The following is an 18,912-nucleotide window of genomic DNA, read 5'->3' as shown; positions in this document are numbered from 1 at the left end:
CTTTTATCATGTTTTTGTGTACGGATCGATTGAGCCTGGAAAATGAATCCCTGAAAATACTTTTCTATTTGAAGAATGACAGGCTTTTAAATTCGCTGCTGTATGTTTAGCGGCGGTAATCAAGATATCGCGGCTATGAATTTTGCTTTATGTCAGCTGAGATCATCCGAACCAAACTACATTGTATGAGATGGAACTATACAATTTCTGAACATCGGCATGTAAGCTGAAAATGGCATAAAAAAAAGACCGGCTGATCCGGTCCTCGTGTTTACATTTCATTCATTTTGTCCTTGATGAGTTTGTAGCGCTCATACTCCTTGATCGCTTCTTCTACATTCCCGGTTTTATTAAACAGCTGCATCTTGTATTGGATGATTTTATGATCGTACGGTTCGAATTTCTCGACCTGCAGACATATATCAAGCGCCCGGCGGTAGTCTTTTTCACGAATAAGGAAATCGACCAGTTCATAAGCTTTTCCAAGCCATATCCGGGCAAGCCGTGTCTTTTCGGGTTCGGCCCACAAATAACCGTGTTCCATAAAGTAATGGTTTTCGTATGCAAGCAGCAATTCCATGTGCCGGTTGATCGTCGCCATATGAATTGGAGGAGCCTCTTTCAGCGACTTTTCCCATTCGTCAGCATCCACTTTCACACCGGAAATCCGGAGGACATATCCGGTGTCAGTCTTCTCGATGGATTGGCTGAAAGGAAGCCTTTCGATTAACTTTCTGATTTGATAAATCGCCGTATACAGCTGGGTGCTCGCTTTAGAGACATCATGGTCAGGCCAGAACAGGTCGATCAACACGTCTTTGCTGATCACATGGCCGTGATGATGAAGCAAATACGCGTAAATTTCGCGTGCTTTGGACGTTCTCCACTTTACGGGTATATATGTTTTGACATCCTTCTCCGTTTTGTAAAATTGCAAACTCCCAAAACATTGAATGAAATAGTCTCCTCCGCCGTTTTCCGCGGAAGCCTTCAGCAAGCTGTTTTCTCTGATCCGTTCAACCGTCTTCACGAGCCGGACGTAATCGACGGGTTTAAGCAAATAATCCATCGCATTTAATTCAAATGCTTTTATGGCAAAATCGTTATAGGCCGTGATAAAAACAACCTGAATGTTTTCATTCATCGATTGAATCGCTTCAGCGAGCTCAATCCCGTTGATCCCCGGCATTTCAATGTCAAGAAACACCGTGTCTATATCCTGAATATCCGGATACTCCATAACATCAGCCGGATCTTGAAACATTTCAATGGATCGAAAACAATTTGTTCGTTCAAGCATATTTTTAAAATGAAGCAATGCCAATTCCTCATCATCCACAATTAACGCTTTCACGACACCCACCCCAATTTCATCGAGTCATCTGGAAATTATTATAATGATTATATCATGTCAATGGCCCTACTTAGTTGGATTCATTTTCTTATTCTTGTCGTTTATTAACATTGAAGAGTACAATATTCATATGGATTCGACAAGACTGCAGCAGGCTGAATGAGGAGTGCTGATATTGAAAAAGCTATTTGTTTTCCTTTCGATTATTCTCGGCTATGCCGGCTTCTTTTTTATTTTCTTATTCATTAACAATCAACTGTCCGATCAGAATTACCCTGAAGCAAAGCAAGGAATCATCAATCTGGAAACATGGGATTTTCAGAAAGATGGGAACATCGCGCTCACCGGGGAATGGACACTCTATCGAAACCAGCTTCTCTCGCCAAAGGCGATCCATTCAGGCATTGGAAAAGCCCCCATTTATTCCGCTGTGCCTAACAATGTCAAACTTACCGATTCAGGGGAAAACGTGGATTACGGTACATACAGACTGATGATCCGGTCAAAGCAGGACAATGAGATGTTCGGAATCAGCACCTCTTTTATTAACAGCGCAAACCGAATTTATTTCAACGGCAAATTGATCGGGCAGAGCGGAACTCCTTCAAGTAAAGCGAATTTCAGGGCTCAAAACAGGCCTTATACGAGTTTTTTCGACATTCACCGCGGGGACAACGAGCTGATTGTACAATTTTCGAACTTCAAAAAAACACCTTCATGGGGAATAGAAAAACCGATTACCTTCGGAACGCAGCAGCACATTTTACACCAAAGCAAAATTTCTTTCTTTAATGAAACCAGCATGATCACGGCATTCTTCATTACCGGTTTATACTTTCTCGGCTTTTTCCTGCATCGAAAAAAGGATAAGCACTTATTCTTTTTTTCCACGATGTGTCTTCTTTTTTCAGTCATTGTGCTTTTAATCGGACGAGAACGAATGATCTTTCTTTTCTTTCCGTCTGTTTCATTCTCGGCTTTAAGCGTAATGAGGGCAACCACAATGGTGCTTGTCAGTATAGCGGTTTTTCTCTATCTCTATTTCGCTTACAGAGAAATCGTTTCGAAAAAATGGATAATCGCCGCGACTGCATTTTCTGCACTGGTTTTGTTGATTGATTTTATATCATGGGGTTTTACAGACCGTCTCGCATATGTATTGCATTCCGTTCTTGCCGTCACGACTTTGATTTATATTACGTATGTGTTTGCGATTGCTGCCCTTCGGAAAATGAAAGGCAGTCTTTATCTTACGATTGCAGCGATTTCAATGAGCGCATTCGTCATTTTAACGACCGTTTCTGCTTACAGCGGCAAAAGAGGCTTTTCGTTCAATTCGCTCTATGCCGTGCCGTCAATCATCGCTTTGCTGGCGGCTGTTCTGATGATGGCGCAGCAATTCGCAGGCGCATTCCGCGAGAATGAAGTCCTATCCTTGAAATTGCTCAGAATGAATCGATTAAAAGACGAATTTATCGCCAAAACATCGCATGAATTTAAAACGCCGCTGAACAGCATGATTAATATATGCCAGACCCTTTTGGCAAGGAAAAGCAAAAGGACGGTAGAGGAAGAAAAAGAAAATCTGCAGCTGGTCATCCGCATGGGATACAGGCTCTCCAGCCTGGTGAATGACATTCTCGATTTGGAAAAAATGAAGCAGGGCATGCTGCAGATTCAAGCCGTTCCTGTCGATACCCATTCAGCGATCAGTACGGAAATGGGCTTCTATCGGCTGTTGTCGAAAAATAAACAGGTCCGGATTGTAAACCGGGTTCCATCCGGACTGCCGCTCGTCTTAGCTGACGAAAACCGCTTCCGGCAAATCATGACCAACCTGGTAGATAACGCAATCAAGTATACGCCGGAGGGACAAATTACGCTCTCTGCCGAGAGGATCAACCAAGAGAAGGTCAAAATCACTGTAGCGGATACAGGAGTCGGCATACCAAAGGCCGTCCGTCAATCGATATTCGAATCTTTCCAACAAGCAAGAAACCATAAAGATGACGGAGCCGGGCTCGGTTTAAGCATCGTCAGGCAGCTCGTTCAGCTTCAAAATGGGGAGATCTGGGTAGAATCGGAAGAAGGGAAAGGATCGGCATTTCATTTCACACTGCCTGTCGCAAAGGATGACTCGCTTCTTGACGATAAAGTGAACATGCCTCAACAGCAAGCCGTCAGGAGTTTGCCCGATGTTTCAATCAGCACGCCGTATTATTCAAAGAAAATGGATGCTCCAACTGTTCTGATCGTCGATGATAACATTGAAAGCTTAAAAATTTTGGCCGATATGCTTGAAGGCGTTCCTTATCAAGTCATCGCAGCAAAAAGCGGCAAAGAGGCTCTCGAAGTCGCCTCCCGTTCAAAGCTTGACTTGGTGATTTTGGATCTGATGATGCCCGATATGACAGGGTTTGAAGTCTCTATGAAAATCCGTGAAAGATTCACAATGGTGGAACTTCCGGTTCTCATTATTACGGCAGCCATCATCGATCATGATAAATACAAGGCTTTTCACGCCGGGGCAAATGACATTTTGCAAAAACCGTACAACTACACTGAATTTGCAGCCCGCGTTAAAAACCTGATCATGATGAAAGATACGGCAGCCCAAGCGACCAATATGGAGATGGCATTCCTCCAGTCGCAGATCAAGCCGCACTTTCTTTTCAACGTATTAAATACAATTATCGCGCTCAGTCATTTGGATATTGAAAAAGCGCGCGAAGTAACGGCTGATTTTACAAACTACTTAAGAATGAGTTTTGATTTTCAAAATACATCAGGGATGAGTTCTTTCAAACATGAACTGTCGATTGTGAATTCGTATCTTTCTATTGAAAAAACGCGCTTCGGCGATCGGCTGGACGTCATTTACGATATTGACGAAGACATTGACTTTGCCCTTCCGCCATTAATGATTCAGCCTCTTGTCGAAAATGCCGTCCACCACGGCATCAGCAAAAAAAGAGGCGGAGGCTGGATCAAGCTGACGGCAAAAAAAGAAAGCGAAAACCGCTATTATATCAAGATAGAGGACAATGGAATCGGCATGCCGCCGGAAAAACAACACGATATCTTTTCCTCTCATTTCACTCATAGCGTCGGTATGAAAAATATCAACCGAAGACTGAAGCACTTCTGCGGGAGCGAACTGAATATCGAGAGTGCGCCGGATGACGGAACCGCTGTCTCAATGGTCATCTCTATCAACGAATCGGCGGACGTCTCAGTATAGGTTTTAACCTGAAGACAGAACGGCCTCCTCAGCTTGCCGGCAAAGTCGGCAAGCTTTTTTATGCAGTAAATCAGGTGTGTGCTTCCTCCCCTCTGTACAATTTGACCCTGTCCTTTGTAAGAACACGGCCTCTTTTTCTATACGATTCAATATGTTATAGTAGAAAACTGTTTTTACATATACCATAGGAGGTTTGTTCATCAATGGAAAATTTCAGTTATTACAATCCAACGAAATTGATCTTCGGAAAAGGCCAGCTTGAACAGTTAAGAAAAGAATTAAAGGAATACGGAAAAAATGTATTGCTTGTTTATGGAGGCGGCAGTATTAAAAAGAACGGTCTTTATGACGAAGTTACGCGCGTGTTGAAAGAAGAAGGCGCTGACTTGCACGAGCTTTCCGGAGTAGAACCAAATCCGCGTCTTGCTACGGTTAAAAAAGGGATCGAATTGTGTGCCCGGCATGAAATCGATTTTCTCCTCGCTGTCGGCGGAGGAAGCGTCATCGACTGCACAAAAGCGATTGCTGCCGGAGCAAAATACGACGGCGACCCTTGGGATATCTTCAGCAAAAAAACGACAGCAAAAGACGCCCTGCCGTTCGGTACGATTTTAACCTTAGCTGCAACCGGATCTGAAATGAACCCCGATTCCGTCATTACAAACTGGGAAACGAATGAAAAATATGTATGGGGAAGCGATGTCACGCATCCGAAGTTCTCCATTTTAGACCCTGAAAATACGTTCAGCGTCCCGGAAAACCAAACGGTTTACGGCATTGTTGATATGATGAGCCATGTGTTTGAACAATATTTTCATAATGTCAAAAACACGCCGCTTCAGGACAGAATGTGCTTTTCCGTTTTGCAGACGGTCATCGAAACGGCACCGAAGCTGTTGGAAGACCTGCAAAACTATGAGCACCGGGAAACCATTTTATACGCAGGCACAATCGCTTTGAATGGCACGCTGCAAATGGGCTATTTCGGCGATTGGGCTTCCCATACAATGGAGCACGCCGTTTCGGCCGTTTACGACATTCCGCATGCGGGCGGCCTTGCGATCTTGTTCCCGAACTGGATGAGATATACGCTTGATACGAATGTCAGCCGCTTCAAAGCCCTTATGCTGAACATGTTTGACATTGACACAGAAGGCAAAACCGATAAAGACATCGCGCTTGAAGGAATCGATAAGCTGTCCGCGTTCTGGACAAGCCTTGGCGCTCCTTCCCGCCTTGCCGACTACGGCATCGGCGAAGAAAAGCTCGATCTGATCGCAGACATCGCCGCTAAAGAAATCGAGCACGGCGGCTTCGCCAATTTCCAAAAACTAAACAAAGATGACGTACTCGCCATTCTCCGGGCTTCTCTATAACAACAAAAGGACGGAATCAAGTGATTCCGTCCTTATCTTTACCGCTCCCCCTGCCTTTCCCGTGTTAAGGCAAAAAAGGTGAAAGATCCGATCACAGCTGTAATAAACATGATCGCACCCATTGGAACGGCCGTTGTTTCATTCATTCCAACGAGAGGCGAAACGATCGAACCGAGCAGAAGCGGAAGCATGCCGAGCATCGCGCTTGCACTGCCCGCACGGTGTCCCTGGTTTTCCATCGCCAGCGTAAATGTGCTTGTCAACGTCATTCCGATGGTTATCATGTAGATAAAGATGGAAATGACAATCGCTGCAAGCGGTCCTTTCAAAATCGTCATCGTCAGGAGAACGGATGTCGCGATGACAGCGGTAATAACCGCGATCCGCAAGAGCTTCCTCTCATGAATGATACCCCCGAAACGCCCGATGATAAAGCTTCCAGAAATAATGGCGAGGCCGTTAATGCCGAACAGCACGCTGAACACTTGAGGAGAAACCCCATAGATGTCCTGATATACAAAAGGGGTTCCGGACACGTATGCAAAGCTGCCTCCGTGAATGAAACCGACAGTCAGCGCATAGCCGATGAAAGACCGGTCCTTCAACAAGCTCCCCATCGTTTTGAGAGACGAACCGATTGAGCTTGGAATCCGTTTTTCAGGCGGCAATGTTTCAGTCAATTTCATTGAGATAACGAGCACTAGGAACAATCCGATCAATGATAGAGTATAAAAAATCGTATGCCAAGTAGCGAACGGCAAAAGCAGGATGGCTCCCCCCGTCATTGGTGCGACCATTGGCGCAACCGCGGTGATCACCATTAAAAGCGAGAAAAATTTAGAAAGCTCTCTGCCTGTAAACACGTCCCGTACAATGGCGCGCGACAGCACAATTCCCGCCGAAGCGGTAAACCCCTGTAAAAAACGACCAATGACCAGCATAATAATGTTCGGGGAAAGCGCGCAAAACAAAGAAGACAACGCAAATAAAAAGATGGATATTAATAAGGGCTTCCGTCTTCCTTGTGCATCACTGACCGGCCCAATAACGAGCTGACCAAACGTAAGCCCGATCAAACACGCTGTTAAGCTTAGCTGTACGAGCGAGGCTCCAGCTGATAAATCATCGGCAATTTCGGGAAAGCTTGGCAAATACATATCGATATTCAGCGGGCCCAGTATCGCAAGCATGCCGAGCAGAAAAGCCAATGCAAGGCGTTCCTTTCCTGTTGGATTATGGAGCATAGTATCAAACCTTTCTTTCAAGCTAGTAAAATATATTGTTTCATCATGAAATAAACTGGAGGATCGCAAAACATTTGTATATTGTAACATATTTTTTTGGCTGTGAAAGAGGATTGCTCATGACCGGTTAAGATCGGAGATCGAATCGGTCAGATGATTTATAATTGAAGTGAAACACAGGAAGGAGTTATCTTAACTTGAATGCAGTAAACACTGTAGGTTGCTTTACAATTGTGGAAAATAGCAAAGGAAAAATACTTCTGGTTAAAAGAAAAGATTATCCTGTCTGGGACTTGCCAGGAGGCAGAATGGAAAAGCACGAGCAGCCGGAAACATGCGCCATGAGGGAAATGGAAGAAGAAACAGGCTACCGTATTTCTATTATGTGCAAAATAGGAGAGTACGATCAACCGCAATATCATGACATACAGTACATCTATTCAGGAAAATTACTAGGTGGGGAACCCATTAAACAAGGGCCGGAAACAGCAAAAATCGGATGGTTTCGCAAAGATAGATTACCTTTGTTAATGGTTCCCCATAGAAGAAAACAAATAAAAAATTTTACAAAACATCATAACAAACTAGTAAAAGAAACTTTAAAAACACCTTATTTGATTAGATTTATCACGAATTTCAAGAAATAACAGCCTCTTTTTATGTTTAAGCATTATTTCATCGCTTTGACGATAAGCGATGCCAAAGCTTCGGTCCCTTTCGGCATCAGGTGTACGCCGTCAGCGGTGAAATATTCGGGATGTTTCAGGGCTTCAGTATGCCAATCGACCAATGTCACGTTTTGACGGCTGTCCGCTTGCTTCCGAAGCGATTCATTCACCTTGCTCTCCCACTGACGGGGGACGCGCGTGTTCACGAGATAGACATCAGCGTTTGAGAACGCATCAAGCAAAGCGTCCATCTGACTGTCCGTAAAATAGCCGTTTGTTCCCAGTTCAATCACGACGGCTTTGTCCGAATGATTAAAGGAAGCGTAGGTTGATGTCAATTGAAGCGCTTCCCTCACTTGCCTTCCAACCTGACCGTCGATTGTGATTCCCGGAATTTTCTTACGCAGGCTGGAAGCAATGTCAAGCATGACCGAATCCCCGACAGCCAATACCTCTTTCTCGATATGATCAGGCTCTTTTTCCGCAGACTGCTCATCTTTTGTATTTGACGATTCATCCCCGCCGGCTTTCTGCCGGCTTTTAGTTTCATCATCTTTCCCGCTTTCAGCTTGTGCTTTCTTATCATCCTTCCGTTCTTCACTTTTGTCAGCCGGCTGATCCGCTGAGGCGCTTGTTTCCTCATAAGATTTGGAATAGGCCTGTTGCGGCTGTTTCTTTTCGTCGGCCAATCCCGACAGGCCTCCTGCAAAAATGAGGAGTGCGGCAAACATCAGTCCGATTGATATTTTGCTGGGAACGGAAGCGGTTTTCCATTCCGTGATTTTATCCAGAAAAACCCGGCTGACAAACGGTTTAAAACCGTCTTGTCGGATTGGCTTCTCGATAAAGCGATACGAAAGTTCCGCCAGAATAAACGTAACAGCGACCTTAATCGCAACATGCCAGAACACCGGATTTCCAATCTCTTGAACAGGTGTGCTCAGCACGATGACGGGATAGTGCCAAAGATAAATGCCGTACGACCTTTTCCCGATCCAGCGCAGCGGCTTCACGGAAAGGACAAAGCCCAAGAAGCTGCTCGGATGACTGACGCATGCAATCAAAATCGCTGCGATTATGCTGATCAGAAGCATTCCGCCGTGATAGAGAAACGGGCTGAATTCATCGACAAAATAAATGCTCATCATAAGCAGCGCGAAAGCGGCAAGCTCAGTTCCGTGCAACGCGTGCTTCAGGCTGCTTGGGAGCCTGTTCCCAGATAGTCTTTTCATCGGCCACACAAGTGCTAATGCGCATCCGATCAACAGCTCGAAGGCGCGCGTATCAGTCCCGTAATATACGCGGCTCGGATCGCCGCCAGGGACGTACAGGATGCTCATCCATACGGCTGAACAAAGCGCACACAGCACAACCGCCGCAGCCAGCCTCTCCCGCTTTTTAAATATGTAGATGCCCAACAGCAAAATGATCGGCCAGATGAAATAAAACTGTTCTTCAATCGCCAGTGACCACAAGTTTTTTAAAGGAGACGGCGATCCGAAACTATCAAAATATGAGAGGTCGTGAAAGATAAACCACCAATTGCTGACATACAAAAGAGAGGAGATCGCATCTCCCCGCACGGTATGCATCAGCTCTCTGTTAAACAAAGCGACCCATATGACGGTTGCGAAAATCATGAGCGTCGCCGCTGGAAGCAGCCGCCGTATCCGGCGCACCCAAAAATCTCTGAATGTGAGGGAAATGTCATTTCCATACGCTGGCAGGATAATCGATGTAATCAAATATCCTGATAAAACAAAAAAGATATCAACGCCAATAAAGCCTCCGTCGGCCCAGCTCATGTTGAGGTGGTAAGCGATAACCGCCAAAACGGCAAAAGCCCGAAGCCCGTCTAACCCCGGTATGTAACGGTGTTGTTGTGTCTGATCTCGCATGGTATTCCTCCAATGATATGTACGTACGGTTCTTCTTTATGTTTCGCGCCTTTTACGGCTCCGATATTATAGACGAAGTCAGGACCGTTTTTTGTTTCAAAAAATCGTCATTTTTATCTACCCTGAATGATGCCGTCTCTCTAGTATAAAAGTTTCTAGCTGAATATGGTGTTACAAAGTTGTAAAAAGTAAGAAATCCATGATTTCAGCGAATCATGGATTTTTTGACTAGCGGATGTAGCGGTCGCCGATCAGCAGGCTCGAAATCGCCTTAGTCGGAATTTCAAACTCTACCGCGCCCATATATCCGGGTGCGACTTCATAATCGTCAAACGAAATCACCAGTTTATGATTCTCTGTAATATAAAAATTTTGGTCGGCCTTGATTCGTTTGAATGGCTCGACTTCCTCGTCATTGATCCAATATATTTTATCAGGATCATCTTTCATTTGCTGTTTCATTTGTTCTTTAATGTTTTCGCTGATGGCCGTAATATACCGGTCGTCTTTAAACAAACTCTTCAAGGTAAGCAGAATTTCATTCTTTTTGTCAATGGTGATATAGCGCCGTTCGGTATAGCTGGACGCTTCCGTTCTTTCGACGCTTCGCCGAATCGAAATCAAATCCTTCGTATCCGTGACTGTCTCATAATCGCTGTAGATGCTGAGATGCCCTTTTTTATTCCGGGACGTCTCCTTCATGAATTCCCGGTAAAGCTGACGGCTTTCCTTTACATATTTCTCGTTAATGCCATTTTCAAGCTCCCGGTTATTCAAGCCGGACAGAGCCGGTGTTTTCACGTCAATACTCGATTCTCCATCTTTCTGTTTGATCTCGGTGAATGTGATGGCCTTAACGACCTTGCCGATGACGGGTAAACGCGACATGGCCTGGGCTGCTCCGGGATTGATATTCACGACGGCAGCCAGTAGTACAGCCGCCGCGACAAGCGTTGATGCAGGCCATACCACCAGCCTTCTCTTCTTCTTCGGTTTATGCTGAAGCGCAGTTTCGACAACCTGATCCAGTTCCTTCGGAATGGGGACGTTTTGATATGCTTTTCTCAGCTGTTCCAATTTCTTTTCCATTAAGAAAGATCCTCCTTCGTCAATTGGATGCGCATAAGCTTCAATCCTCTGTAAAGGCGCGTTTTGACCGTATTCAAATTTTCGCCTGTGATTTCCGCAATCTCTTCCAGTTTGAGATCCTCAAAAAATCGTAGAACAATAATGGTGCGGTAGGGATGCGGCAACTCGTCAAGCGCCTCATGAAGATCTGTATCCCGGTAGATATCTTCCTTGCCCTTGCTTAAAAATTCGATCGTTTGATCATCCATAACCTTTAGTTTTTTCCGTTTGCGCAAAAAATCGATTGCCGTCCGCACCAAAATTTTGTAAAACCAGCTTTTGATCGTATCCGGATTGCGAACAGAATCGACGGAATCGAGCGCTTTTTTGATTGATTCCTGGACAATATCTAAGGCGTCTTCTTGATTTTTCACATAGCTGTGCGCCAGCCGGTAAAAGTCTTCTTTCCGGTCTGTTATGCAAGCGACAAGAGACGCTCTGGCTGCTTGTTTCTTCATTGCAATAAAGAACTCCTTTTTCGAATATACGTATATACGGCTGTTACATTAGGATAGACGCGGGAGCGTGAAAAATAGTTTGCGGACTGGTCATTCTTTTTAAAAATATTTTATCATCAAGTGCCGCCAATCTCGATTTCATTTATAATGAATAGCAAATTCGAAGGAGGTGATCACATGGCAAGCATCAGAATGCCGGATCATGCAGCGTCTCATGCAAAGCCTGTTATCGGAAAAGGCGATACTTTGCATGGGGTGGACAAATAAAATCGCCTGAAGTAAGCTTTTCTGGTAATTGGCTTTGCCCCTTATTTTACAATCAAAGGAATAAGGAGCTGGCAAACATGGCATACGTAAAGGCTGCCGCTGTTCTACCTGAAAAGCTGCTATCGGAAATTCAAAAGTATGTTCAAGGGGAAACGATCTACATTCCCAAGACTGAATCCGCCCACAAAAAATGGGGTGCACGTTCAGGAGCAAGAAAGCTGATCGATGATCGCAACACCGCGATAAAAAGGGCCTTTAAAAATGGCGAAACGATTGAGCACTTAGCAGCGGAACATCATCTTTCCATCGAAACGATTAAAAAAATCGTTTACACAAAATAAACTGGAGCACGGATCCTTGTGATCGGTGCTTTTTAATATGGCGAGTTTGTTTATTAGCTGATTTCTGCATTTTCTATGCTTTCTCCGTCATGTAATGTAAAAGTGATCATGCAACGAGAGGAGAATATTGTCATGAAACACGGTGTATTGGAAGTACCCGGAGCAAAGCTCTACTACGAAGTGCGCGGCTCGGGGCCTATCTTGCTTATGATTCACGGGGGCAACGGCGATGCAGAATCATACCCGATTACAGACCGCCTATCCGACCGTTACACGGTCGTCACATACGACCGCCGCGGGCATTCCCGCAGCAGGCTGGAAGATCCGAATGAAAATTACCAGGTTTCCGCACACAGCGATGATGCGAGCCGGCTGCTGGCCGCTCTGACGGATGAACCGGCCCATGTATTCGGCTGCAGCTCCGGCGCGGTCATCGGCCTTGATCTTGCCATCCGCCATCCTGCACAAATCCGCATGTTGGTCGCACACGAGCCTCCGATTCCGCAATTGTTGGCCGGCAGTGACCGCACCAAAGGGTTCGAGAGCTTGGAGAACCTTGAAAAACAATACAAACGAAGCGGATTACAGGCTTTAGAAGCATTCGCGAAAGCGATGGGCATTACGTCCACAGCTCAGCCGGACCGTCCAAAAACCCGGACGGAGCAGCTCATGGCCAACATTGACTATTTTATCCTGTCCGAGGTGCCGGGTTTAAGAGAATATTCACCCGACATCGGCAGGCTTAAAGCTTCACCGGTTACAGTCGTTCCTGCCGGCGGCATTGATTCGCAAGGCTGTCTCCCGTACAGGTATGCAAAAGCATTGGCTGATCATTTGAAAACGAAAGTAGTCGATTTTCCAGGCAATCATGTGGGATGCGTTTTATACCCGGAGGAATTTGCCGAAAAGCTGGACATGGTTTTTAGAAGATGTAACAACAAAAATACCAAGGGATGAAACCCTCGGTATTTTAAATCAATCCGCCGTTCGCAGAAAGCGTATGGCCTGTAATCGACATTCGATTTTTCAATTCAAATGCATCCGTTCACTGATGCTCTAAACAGCACCCTAAATAAACATTCCCAAAAGGCTTAGCATTTTAAGAGCTGCAAAATTTGTTCATACGCATTCATATAAAGGACAGGGTCGGGATCTGCTCCTTTTTTCTTCGGCACGTTAAAATCCGATAATACAAAATGATGCTTCGGCTGAACATCATGCTTAGCTAAACAGCTCTTGACACAGCATAAAGGACAGCCGTCAATCGCAATGATATCCCGCCCGGATTTTGCTGTTTTGACAAGCGGTTTCACATCGCCGCCGACTCCGGCAATGCACGACATTTCGGCCGTTTTCTCCCGATCCATTTTAATGGCAATCATATTGGCCGTTTGCGCGGCCGAGGAACATCCGGAGCACGAATACACTAGAGGCAGATCAGTTCTTTTCATCGGTTGACACATCCCCTGTTTTTCTTTATTTTCGCCGGCAAAAAACTATCATTTACTTTACAGGAGGTGCGTGATGAAAACTGTGAGCCAGATCACTTTTTCTATTACTCTATGAGCTGAATCAAACAGCCCAAGCAAAAGCAAAACTGCTTCACACTCCTTTCCCGTATTCAATGAGAATACTCGCCTCCTTGATCTATATGGAATCCTCAGGAAAAAGAGCAGGGGCTTAAAAGCCCCTGTGATTTGTATGAAAAATTTGCGCCCGCTTTTTAAAGGCGAACCGAATGATCCATTCGGCCAACGCGATGCAAAGCACAATCGCTCCGAAAACGCCTATCGTGTAGCTGATGTCATATATCAGGCCGAGTCCTTTATGGCACACGAAAGTGATCAAGTGAATGAACATATTGGTAAAACAGAATAGATAGCTGCGAATCATCCAATTCCGGTGCTTGATAAACTGATTACGCCGGGCTTTGATGACGGAAATAACCGTGGCGGCAGGCCAATACATATTCACCATGTTAAAGGCTATGCTGACGGCCTTCCCACCGGTAGAATGCGGTGCCATATAGCCTGACGACAGCGTCACAATCAGCACGCAAACGACGTAGAACCAGCCGTTAAAACGGTGAATCTTGCGGCTTTTGGTCAACAAGGCGCTGGAGAAGTTGACAGCGCCCGAAGCCATCGCCAAACAAGCGGCAACAACGTGAACATACATCACCTTCAGCCAGACCGGGAGATGAAAGGAGTCCCTCAGGTGAGATTTATGGCTGAGAAAAGATGTTGATTGCGGATCAAGAATTAAATTTTCAAACAAGGTATACAGAACATACACCGCGATTACGATCAGCATTGCCGAAAAAACCGATTGACTGCGTTGAGATTTCCTTTTGTTCAGCTTTCGTTCCTCCTAATACATCATGCTCTCTGAAATACCTATATTGTATCACGAAAGCGGACGTGCGCAGCAGCTTGGCATATCAAGCCCTCAATGACAAAACCTTCCCCATTAAAAACAGGCCAAGTACGATTTGTTGCTTGGCTCGGGCCTCCCGTTTTTCTGGAAAGCCGTCATCTTTTGCGGCATACTTTTGAATGATGTCTCTGCTGAAATCGCGAGTCGATGACAATGGCTTCAACAATTTCAAGGATTTGCCTCAGCACGCTGTCCAAACAGACGGATATGTATTTTGCAGCAGGTATGACAATACTTACGGACGATTCGATTCATTCCCGCTTCTTATTCCGAACCAAATATGATTAATGAACAACGACCATTGTATAAAGATCTGGTTACAAAAAGAAGGATCAGTCTACTTCCACGCAAACCACCTCTTTACAAACGCATCAGGCGAATCTTATCTGTTACTTCAAATTTTAATGTTATTATAGATTTTAAAACATGCGGGGATCGGGCCTAAAAAATAAAAATAGAGGCATACATAAAGTGACAGAAGATGTAACTGACAACGATATACGCGAACAAAAATTATCGAGAGGCCTGAAAAACAGGCATATTCAGCTCATCGCCATCGGCGGAGCGATCGGAACGGGGCTGTTTCTTGGTTCGGGGAAATCAATCCATTTTGCAGGACCGTCGATTTTATTTGCTTATCTGATTACGGGAATCATTTGTTTTTTCATTATGCGTTCTCTTGGAGAACTGCTTTTATCCAATTTGGAATACCATTCGTTTGTCGACTTTGTCAGGGACTACTTAGGCGACATGGCGGCATTAATAACGGGTTGGACATACTGGTTTTGCTGGATTTCGCTCGCGATAGCCGATTTAACCGCGGTCGGGCTTTATACCCAATACTGGCTGCCTGATGTACCGCAATGGCTGCCCGGATTGATCGCCCTGCTCATTTTGCTGATCATGAACCTGGCGACCGTCAAGCTTTTTGGAGAATTGGAGTTCTGGTTCGCATTAATCAAAGTTATTGCGATTTTGGCGCTGATCGTGATCGGCCTTTTCATGATCTTCAAAGGATTTCCCACCCATTCGGGCGCTGCCGCCTTTCACAACCTTTGGAGCCACGGCGGCATGTTTCCAAATGGACTGCACGGTTTTCTCCTTTCATTCCAGATGGTTGTCTTTGCGTTTGTTGGCATCGAACTTGTGGGACTGACAGAGGGGGAAACGAAAGATCCGGAAAAGGTCATTCCTAAAGCGATCAACAATATCCCCGTCCGTGTTTTGCTGTTTTATATCGGTGCGCTCCTTGTGATCATGAGCATCTATCCGTGGAATGTCATCAACCCAAATGAGAGTCCGTTCGTCCAAGTCTTTGCAGCGGTCGGCATCATTGCGGCTGCAAGCATCATCAATTTTGTGGTGCTGACATCGGCGGCTGCGGCAAGCAACAGCGCAGTCTTCAGCACGAGCCGGATGATATACTCGCTTGCGAAAGAACATAATGCGCACGGCGCTATGACCAAACTGACCTCAAGCAAAGTGCCGAGCAATGCGTTGTTTTTCTCAGCGGTCGTGATTCTGATTGGCATCATGCTGAACTATATCATGCCTGAACAAGTGTTTAGGCTGATTACAAGCATCTCGACGATATGCTTCATCTTTATTTGGGGAATCACCGTCATTTGCCATTTGAAATACCGCAAAACAAGACCGGATTTAGCGAAAATAAACAAATTCAAGATGCCGCTTTACCCGTTTTCAAATTATGTGGTTCTCGGTTTTCTTACGTTTATCCTCATCGTCCTTGCACTGGCGCAGGACACCCGCGTTGCCTTATTTGTCACGCCGGTTTGGTTTATCATGCTGATCGCGATTTACAAGCTGAGGAAACCTAAGTCACAGCAAGTGTAGAAAAATGCGAATCGCCTGCAGAATGTTCTGCAGGCTTTTTGTATGGCTCATCATGTAAAATAAAAAAGATAACAGCTTGATCGCCTACAATTTCAATGGTCAGCCGCTTAGGCAGAAAGGAGAAAACAGATGAAAATCAATCAAATTGTAGATTTGTCGGTATCGTTAAGAGGTGATATACCGTCTGATCCGCCGGGGTTTGTCCCTGAAATCGAATATGCGGATCATAAGCAAGGAGCTAAACAGATGGTCCAGAGCTTTCCCGGCCTTTCCTCGCAAGATCTTCCCGGGGGAGAAGGCTGGTCGCTGGAAAAAGTGAAGATGTCCACGCATGCCGGAACGCATATCGACGCTCCATATCATTACCGTTCTGTTACAGACGACGGCAAGCGGATGATGACAATTGATGAAGTGCCGCTTGACTGGTTTCATGGCCCTGGCGTTAAGCTGGATTTCAGACATTTGAAAGACGGGCATATCGTTACCCCTGAAGAAATCGAACAGGAGCTTCACCGCATCAATCATAAACTCGCGCCCGGCGACATTGTTCTTGTGAATACGTCGGCTGGCGCCAAATACGGACAAAACGATTACCTGCACAGCGGCTGCGGGATGGGGCGTGAAGCCACTCTATTTTTAACGGAACGCGGCGTGCGCCTTGTCGGAACTGACGCCTGGAGCTGGGACGCTCCATTCAGCATGACCGCCAAGCGCTTTGAGCAGGAAAAAGACCCATCCATTATTTAGGAAGGTCATTATTCAGGCAGCACCATTCCTTACTGCCAAATTGAAAAGCTCGCCAACCTTGATCAATTGCCTTCCACTGGATTTTACGTCATGGCTTTTCCGGTAAAAGTTGAAAAAGCGTCTGCCGGCTGGGCGCGCCCGGTTGCTATTCTTAGCGGTGAATGAAGCTTTGAGATCATCACGGGAGGCTCCTATGGCATAAAAAAGCATCGTATTTAAACAGCAATGCTTTTTTATGCCTCCTCTACGGGGGGAGCTACTCTATAAAGATACCCGCTTTTCTTTATCTTTGTTATAAGTTCTGTTAAATAAATAAGTTGTTGTTAAAAGAGCAGCAATTACAATGATGAATAAAACGAAGTATCCGTAAACAGTTTGACCCGCCGGCACTACTGTAATCGTTAAGATGCCTATTAAAGCAACTTGTCCCAACAGCTTTACCGCATTAAACAACGAATTGACACGTCCCATATATGCATTATCGACATGATGGAACATATAACTTTTCCTAAATACTCTGATCGCAGCATTTGAATGCCCCCAAAAGAGGCTTGCAACTATAAATGTCACAGCATTCGGAACGAGGAAGATCACAATGGTTGCTAGAGCAAATACTGTCATAAACAATATAACACCTTGCATATCGGGCCATTTCTTTGATATTTGATATGTGACAAAACCGGCGCCCATAGCTCCAATGGCGTAAACAATATTGGCAATGCCGATAACTGACGGACCTTCGTTTAAATAGTCGTAAATGAAAACCGGATCCAAGTAGTTTGCGACAATAATCACGATGCTTGGTATAAAAGAAGTCAATAAAAGAGCAAACAAAACTTTTCGATGAGATAAATATTGGAGTGAGGAGCTAAAGTTTTGCCAGTAAGATTCATTTTTCATTGTATTGGAATGCTCTTCTGCTTCAGCATTTCGTTGATAGGGAAGTTTGTAGATGAGGATGGAAGCTGCTATAAATGTAGCGATGTTTATGACCAAAATGACTGTCGCATCCATCTTGCCGATCATCATGGCAGCCAGCCCCGAACTAATCATCAGCGCCGCCTGCCCCTGAACTTCAAGACTGCTGTTCACCTTACTATAGTCCTCTTTTTTGAACATTTCCTGAGTTAAAGCGGCTAAAGCAGGATACTTTATCGAATCGTAAGCCGTATGATAAAAAATCAGTATCACAACAAGGGTGATGTCCAACACGGCGGAAATATTGAATAGAACAGAAAAAACGCCTAAGACCACTATTCCTATTATTTCTAAATAGAGAAATATCGCTTTTCGAGAATATCGATCCACCAAACTCCCTAAATAAGGTGAAGCAAAAAACACTAAAATCATCGTTGTCATCGTCAATAACCCATATAAAACGGATTGTTTCAATTGATCAATCAGCAGCCAGACAATTAAATAGGAAGTGATACCGGTACCTATGGTGGAAATCAAATTAGCGGCTAGCAATAGTTTCAACTTTCGCAATTATAAATCACCCATTTTTGATTTCCAAATACACAGAAGAAAATAGACAAAAAAATAGATTTGTGGGTTCAAAATGGAAAAGGCTGTTTTCTTTCATTTCATCACGCTCCATATTTAAAACTCGTTATTTATAAAAGTGACATCCTCCTGCTTTTATATTGGTTCTCCATTCAGTCACAACACTTGCGTAAACAAACAATGAAATGAATACAAGAAACACGCGGCTCCAGCCATCACATTGAAGGTTCCCGATTTTTCATTGTTTGATTTCAACATCATGAAGAACAAACCGGAAAAGAAAAATCCGATAAACCAGCCGATTGGAATCTGGACAAAAGCTAAAATAAAACCAATAATCCCTATCGTTTGAAAAACTTGAGGTGCAAATTCGCGCAAAAGTATTCCCGCCCTT

General features: G+C 44.8%; 15 protein-coding genes and 1 pseudogene. 8 read left to right on the top strand and 8 right to left on the bottom strand.

The genetic code is table 11. The features are described from left to right. Positions 1-271: 271 nt before the first annotated feature. Complete coding sequence (locus MKZ04_RS20175; protein ID WP_026580611.1) at positions 272-1,354, bottom strand: response regulator; 1,083 nt, start codon at positions 1,352-1,354, stop codon at positions 272-274. Positions 1,355-1,847: 493 nt separating this feature from the next. Between MKZ04_RS20175 and MKZ04_RS20170 the strand changes: the two are divergent. The 3 genes and pseudogenes from MKZ04_RS20170 to MKZ04_RS20160 form a co-directional block, all read left to right on the top strand. Further along, positions 1,848-3,422, top strand: a pseudogene (locus MKZ04_RS20170) (sensor histidine kinase); the annotation flags it as partial. A 93-nt stretch (positions 3,423-3,515) separates the two neighbouring features. After that, positions 3,516-4,595 carry a sensor histidine kinase gene (locus MKZ04_RS20165; RefSeq protein WP_306453692.1) on the top strand — a complete coding sequence of 360 codons (1,080 nt, stop codon included), beginning with the start codon at positions 3,516-3,518 and terminating at the stop codon, positions 4,593-4,595. Between the two features lie 203 nt (positions 4,596-4,798). Then, positions 4,799-5,971, top strand: a complete 1,173-nt coding sequence (locus MKZ04_RS20160) for an iron-containing alcohol dehydrogenase (RefSeq protein WP_341046864.1) — start codon at positions 4,799-4,801, stop codon at positions 5,969-5,971. Positions 5,972-6,009: 38 nt separating this feature from the next. Here the strand turns inward: MKZ04_RS20160 and MKZ04_RS20155 are convergent, their stop codons facing one another. Next, entirely contained in the window at positions 6,010-7,215 is a 1,206-nt protein-coding gene (locus MKZ04_RS20155; protein WP_020450314.1) for a Bcr/CflA family efflux MFS transporter, read from the bottom strand. Positions 7,216-7,412: 197 nt separating this feature from the next. Between MKZ04_RS20155 and MKZ04_RS20150 the strand changes: the two genes are divergently transcribed. Beyond that, the gene (locus MKZ04_RS20150; RefSeq protein WP_145654119.1) at positions 7,413-7,862 is read left to right on the top strand and encodes an NUDIX hydrolase; all 450 of its coding nucleotides are present in this window, start codon (positions 7,413-7,415) and stop codon (positions 7,860-7,862) included. Between the two features lie 23 nt (positions 7,863-7,885). On the opposite strand, the gene MKZ04_RS20145 is transcribed toward MKZ04_RS20150, so the two are convergent. The 3 genes from MKZ04_RS20145 to MKZ04_RS20135 all read right to left on the bottom strand — a co-directional run bounded on the left by MKZ04_RS20145 (position 7,886) and on the right by MKZ04_RS20135 (position 11,367). Further along, positions 7,886-9,781: an acyltransferase family protein gene (locus tag MKZ04_RS20145; protein ID WP_020450312.1), complete on the bottom strand. Its 1,896-nt coding sequence runs from the start codon at positions 9,779-9,781 to the stop codon at positions 7,886-7,888. A 228-nt stretch (positions 9,782-10,009) separates the two neighbouring features. Continuing rightward, the gene (locus MKZ04_RS20140) at positions 10,010-10,870 is read right to left on the bottom strand and encodes a DUF3298 and DUF4163 domain-containing protein (RefSeq protein ID WP_020450311.1); all 861 of its coding nucleotides are present in this window, start codon (positions 10,868-10,870) and stop codon (positions 10,010-10,012) included. Continuing rightward, positions 10,870-11,367 (bottom strand): RNA polymerase sigma factor, encoded by a 498-nt coding sequence (locus tag MKZ04_RS20135; protein ID WP_341046861.1) that lies wholly within the window; start codon positions 11,365-11,367, stop codon positions 10,870-10,872. Before MKZ04_RS20135 ends, MKZ04_RS20140 begins: the two co-directional genes overlap by 1 nt. Positions 11,368-11,711: 344 nt before the next feature. On the opposite strand from MKZ04_RS20135, the gene MKZ04_RS20130 reads away from it, so the two are divergent. Beyond that, on the top strand, positions 11,712-11,975 hold the full coding sequence (locus tag MKZ04_RS20130) for a CD3324 family protein (RefSeq protein ID WP_020450308.1): 264 nt from the start codon (positions 11,712-11,714) through the stop codon (positions 11,973-11,975). A gap of 132 nt (positions 11,976-12,107) precedes the next feature. Next, a complete protein-coding gene (locus MKZ04_RS20125; RefSeq protein WP_341046858.1) occupies positions 12,108-12,932 on the top strand; it encodes an alpha/beta fold hydrolase in 825 nt (274 codons plus the stop codon). A gap of 134 nt (positions 12,933-13,066) precedes the next feature. Here MKZ04_RS20125 and MKZ04_RS20120 read toward each other — a convergent pair whose 3' ends face one another. Continuing rightward, positions 13,067-13,426 (bottom strand): putative zinc-binding protein, encoded by a 360-nt coding sequence (locus MKZ04_RS20120; protein WP_020450306.1) that lies wholly within the window; start codon positions 13,424-13,426, stop codon positions 13,067-13,069. Positions 13,427-13,655: 229 nt separating this feature from the next. Further along, a complete protein-coding gene (locus MKZ04_RS20115; protein ID WP_341046857.1) occupies positions 13,656-14,288 on the bottom strand; it encodes a DUF2306 domain-containing protein in 633 nt (210 codons plus the stop codon). 594 nt (positions 14,289-14,882) lie between these two features. Here MKZ04_RS20115 and MKZ04_RS20110 point away from each other — a divergent pair. Further along, positions 14,883-16,265 carry an amino acid permease gene (locus tag MKZ04_RS20110; RefSeq protein ID WP_341046854.1) on the top strand — a complete coding sequence of 461 codons (1,383 nt, stop codon included), beginning with the start codon at positions 14,883-14,885 and terminating at the stop codon, positions 16,263-16,265. A gap of 129 nt (positions 16,266-16,394) precedes the next feature. After that, complete coding sequence (locus MKZ04_RS20105) at positions 16,395-17,012, top strand: cyclase family protein (protein ID WP_341046853.1); 618 nt, start codon at positions 16,395-16,397, stop codon at positions 17,010-17,012. A gap of 261 nt (positions 17,013-17,273) precedes the next feature. On the opposite strand, the gene MKZ04_RS20100 is transcribed toward MKZ04_RS20105, so the two are convergent. Further along, positions 17,274-18,500: an MFS transporter gene (locus tag MKZ04_RS20100; RefSeq protein WP_020450300.1), complete on the bottom strand. Its 1,227-nt coding sequence runs from the start codon at positions 18,498-18,500 to the stop codon at positions 17,274-17,276. Between the last annotated feature and the right edge of the window lie 412 nt (positions 18,501-18,912).

It is taken from the genome of Bacillus sp. FSL W7-1354 (assembly GCF_038002405.1).
Lineage (GTDB): Bacteria > Bacillota > Bacilli > Bacillales > Bacillaceae > Bacillus > Bacillus paralicheniformis.
Note: the sequence above shows the minus strand (reverse complement) of the source record. Positions and strands in the feature narration are given on the sequence as shown.

Coding starts and splice junctions, on each gene's coding strand:
- MKZ04_RS20165 (WP_306453692.1), top strand. CDS start 3,516: ATGCCTCAACAGCAAGCCGTCAGGAGTTTGCCCGATGTTTCAATCAGC.
- MKZ04_RS20160 (WP_341046864.1), top strand. CDS start 4,799: ATGGAAAATTTCAGTTATTACAATCCAACGAAATTGATCTTCGGAAAA.
- MKZ04_RS20155 (WP_020450314.1), bottom strand. CDS start 7,215: ATGCTCCATAATCCAACAGGAAAGGAACGCCTTGCATTGGCTTTTCTG.
- MKZ04_RS20145 (WP_020450312.1), bottom strand. CDS start 9,781: ATGCGAGATCAGACACAACAACACCGTTACATACCGGGGTTAGACGGG.
- MKZ04_RS20140 (WP_020450311.1), bottom strand. CDS start 10,870: ATGGAAAAGAAATTGGAACAGCTGAGAAAAGCATATCAAAACGTCCCC.
- MKZ04_RS20135 (WP_341046861.1), bottom strand. CDS start 11,367: ATGAAGAAACAAGCAGCCAGAGCGTCTCTTGTCGCTTGCATAACAGAC.
- MKZ04_RS20130 (WP_020450308.1), top strand. CDS start 11,712: ATGGCATACGTAAAGGCTGCCGCTGTTCTACCTGAAAAGCTGCTATCG.
- MKZ04_RS20125 (WP_341046858.1), top strand. CDS start 12,108: ATGAAACACGGTGTATTGGAAGTACCCGGAGCAAAGCTCTACTACGAA.
- MKZ04_RS20120 (WP_020450306.1), bottom strand. CDS start 13,426: ATGAAAAGAACTGATCTGCCTCTAGTGTATTCGTGCTCCGGATGTTCC.
- MKZ04_RS20115 (WP_341046857.1), bottom strand. CDS start 14,288: ATGCTGATCGTAATCGCGGTGTATGTTCTGTATACCTTGTTTGAAAAT.
- MKZ04_RS20105 (WP_341046853.1), top strand. CDS start 16,395: ATGAAAATCAATCAAATTGTAGATTTGTCGGTATCGTTAAGAGGTGAT.